Origin of the sequence: Mesorhizobium sp. M1A.F.Ca.IN.020.06.1.1 (genome assembly GCF_004023265.1) — a bacterium.
Classification (GTDB): Bacteria; Pseudomonadota; Alphaproteobacteria; order Rhizobiales; family Rhizobiaceae; genus Mesorhizobium.
On record NZ_RZSR01001793.1, the window covers coordinates 1 to 461 of the forward strand.

At 60.1% G+C, this 461-nt stretch carries 1 protein-coding gene; it reads left to right on the plus strand.

Annotation, left to right across the window (positions count from 1 at the left end):
- A partial coding sequence (locus EOA60_RS36935; RefSeq protein WP_164899966.1) for a UvrD-helicase domain-containing protein occupies positions 1-461 on the plus strand: 461 nt, incomplete at both ends.

The window sequence follows — 461 nt, forward strand, 5'->3', positions numbered from 1 at the left end:
GCTCGGCACCTTCCACTCGATCGGCGTCAAGCTGCTGCGCCGGCATGCCGAGCTTGCCGGATTGAAATCCGATTTCACCATCCTCGATACCGATGACGTGGTGCGGCTGATCAAGCAGCTGATCCAGGCCGAAAATCTGGACGACAAGCGCTGGCCGGCCAAGACCTTCGCGCAGATGATCGACAACTGGAAGAACAAGGGCCTTGGCCCCGACGAGATTCCGGAAGGCGACGCGCGCAGCTTCGGCAACGGCAAGGGGCGCCAGCTCTACAAGGCCTATCAGGAACGGCTGCAGACGCTGAATTCCTGCGACTTCGGCGATCTCCTCTATCACCCGATCCGCATCTTCCGCGCCTATCCGGACGTGCTGAGGGACTATCATCGCAAGTTCAAATACATCCTGGTCGACGAGTACCAGGACACCAACACCGCGCAATACATGTGGCTGCGCCTGTTGGCGC